Below are 2,259 nucleotides of genomic sequence, written 5' to 3'. Positions count from 1 at the left end.
GGGCCCCCGCGGCCCCGCGGGCGGGGCGCGGGGCCCCCCGCGGGGGGGGGGTGACTTCCGGGCGGCGCGCCCGGGGGCCGGCACCGCCCCCCCCCGGCGCCGGGTCGGCCCTTCTCCTGCTTCCGCTCGACGGAGCCGGTCAGTCCGTGCCGGACTCCATCGCGGCGCGGTCCAGCATCGCGTCGTCCTCGGAGACCTCGCCGCGGGAGGCGATGGCCTCGGCGCCGCCCTCCGGCATGCTGCCGATCAGGCCGGTCGCGGCCGCCTGCGCGGCACCGATGGCGGGGCTGCCGGTGCCGATCAGGCCGAGGCCCGCGTACTGCTCCAGCTTGGCGCGCGAGTCGGCGATGTCGAGGTTGCGCATGGTGAGCTGGCCGATCCGGTCCACCGGGCCGAACGCGGAGTCCTCGGTGCGCTCCATGGACAGCTTGTCCGGGTGGTAGCTGAACGCCGGGCCCGTGGTGTCGAGGATCGAGTAGTCCTCGCCGCGCCGCAGCCGCAGCGTGACCTCGCCGGTGACGGCCGTGCCGACCCAGCGCTGGATCGACTCGCGCACCATGAGCGCCTGCGGGTCGAGCCAGCGGCCCTCGTACATGAGACGGCCCAGGCGCCGGCCCTCGTTGTGGTACTGGGCGAGGGTGTCCTCGTTGTGGATCGCGTTGACCAGGCGCTCGTACGCGGCGTGCAGCAGGGCCATGCCGGGCGCCTCGTAGATGCCGCGGCTCTTGGCCTCGATGATCCGGTTCTCGATCTGGTCCGACATGCCCATGCCGTGGCGGCCGCCGATGGCGTTGGCCTCCATCACCAGGTCGACGGCGGAGGCGAACTCCTTGCCGTTGATCGTCACCGGGCGGCCCTGGTCGAAGCCGATGGTCACGTCCTCGGTGGCGATCTCGACCGACGGGTCCCAGAACTTCACGCCCATGATCGGCTCGACGGTCTCGACACCCGTGTTGAGGTGCTCGAGGATCTTGGCCTCGTGGGTGGCGCCCCAGATGTTGGCGTCGGTGGAGTACGCCTTCTCCGTGCTGTCGCGGTAGGGCAGGTCGTGCGCGACGAGCCACTCCGACATTTCCTTACGGCCGCCGAGCTCGGTCACGAAGTCCGCGTCGAGCCAGGGCTTGTAGATCCGCAGGTGCGGGTTGGCGAGCAGGCCGTAGCGGTAGAACCGCTCGATGTCGTTGCCCTTGAAGGTCGAGCCGTCGCCCCAGATCTGGACGTTGTCCTCGAGCATCGCCCGGACCAGCAGGGTGCCGGTGACGGCACGGCCGAGCGGCGTGGTGTTGAAGTAGGCACGCCCGCCCGAGCGGATGTGGAACGCGCCGCAGGTGAGCGCGGCAAGGCCCTCCTCGACCAGCGCCGCACGGCAGTCGACCAGGCGCGCGATCTCGGCGCCGTAGCTCTTCGCCCGGCCGGGCACCGAGGCGATGTCGGGCTCGTCGTACTGGCCGATGTCGGCGGTGTAGGTGCACGGGACGGCGCCCTTGTCGCGCATCCAGGCGACCGCGACCGAGGTGTCGAGGCCGCCCGAGAAGGCGATGCCGACGCGCTCGCCGGCGGGAAGGGAGGTGAGGACCTTAGACATAGGAAGAGTATGCATCATCGCGCATGGTCATGCAAAGCGATGTCTTGGAGCTGCTTCAGGGCGCCATGTGCGGGCACCGCACCCCACTGGGCGGGAAGGCGGTCTCCGTCTCGTCCTCTATGGCGGCGAAGAAGCGCCGCCCCTGGGACGACTGCCGTGAGGTGGACCAGGAGTAGTCCGCGCAGCCGGCCAGGGCCGTGTGCAGGGCGTGGCGGCCCAGGCCCTGGCCCTGCCAGTGGGTGGCGACGGCGATGTTGCCGATGTAGCCGAGCCGGCACGGATGGCAGATCTGGTAGTCGAGGCGGCCCACCGACCGGTCGGCGAGGTCCACCATGGCGACGGCCCTGGGGCCCGCGGGCAGTGTCTCCACGACGCGCTCGAAGCGGGCGGCGGCTTCCCTGGCCGGGCGGCTCACGCGGTTCTCGCGCTTCTCACGTGACGTCTCATAGAGCACGGCATGTCACTCAAGATGCCTCCCGCAGACAACCCTGTCGCAGAACATTGCCCGCACCCTAGCCACCCTTCTACAGCCGCGTACAACCTGCCGGCCGCAGCCCCGCGTTTGTCGGGCCGCCCGGTGCCGAGGGGGGGGGCCCGGGGCGCCCGGCCGGGCGGGGGCCGTAACCGTCGGCCGGAGCCACGAGGGGGGCGGCTCGGAGGTGTGGCAGGAGAAG

The 2,259-nt window shown here is 71.6% G+C and carries 2 protein-coding genes; both read right to left on the bottom strand.

Features of this window, described 5'->3' with window-relative positions; genetic code table 11:
- Nucleotides 1–139: 139 nt before the first annotated feature.
- Nucleotides 140–1,585, bottom strand: coding sequence for an argininosuccinate synthase (argG, locus tag ACFWY6_RS41880; RefSeq protein ID WP_384702075.1), 1,446 nt, complete (start codon nt 1,583–1,585; stop codon nt 140–142).
- A 55-nt stretch (nt 1,586–1,640) separates the two neighbouring features.
- Complete coding sequence (locus tag ACFWY6_RS41875; protein WP_384702072.1) at nt 1,641–2,039, bottom strand: GNAT family N-acetyltransferase; 399 nt, start codon at nt 2,037–2,039, stop codon at nt 1,641–1,643.
- Nucleotides 2,040–2,259 lie beyond the last annotated feature (220 nt).

This window comes from Streptomyces sp. NPDC059037, assembly GCF_042740015.1.
GTDB lineage: Bacteria > Actinomycetota > Actinomycetes > Streptomycetales > Streptomycetaceae > Streptomyces.
This window is presented reverse-complemented; position numbering and strand designations above follow the sequence as displayed.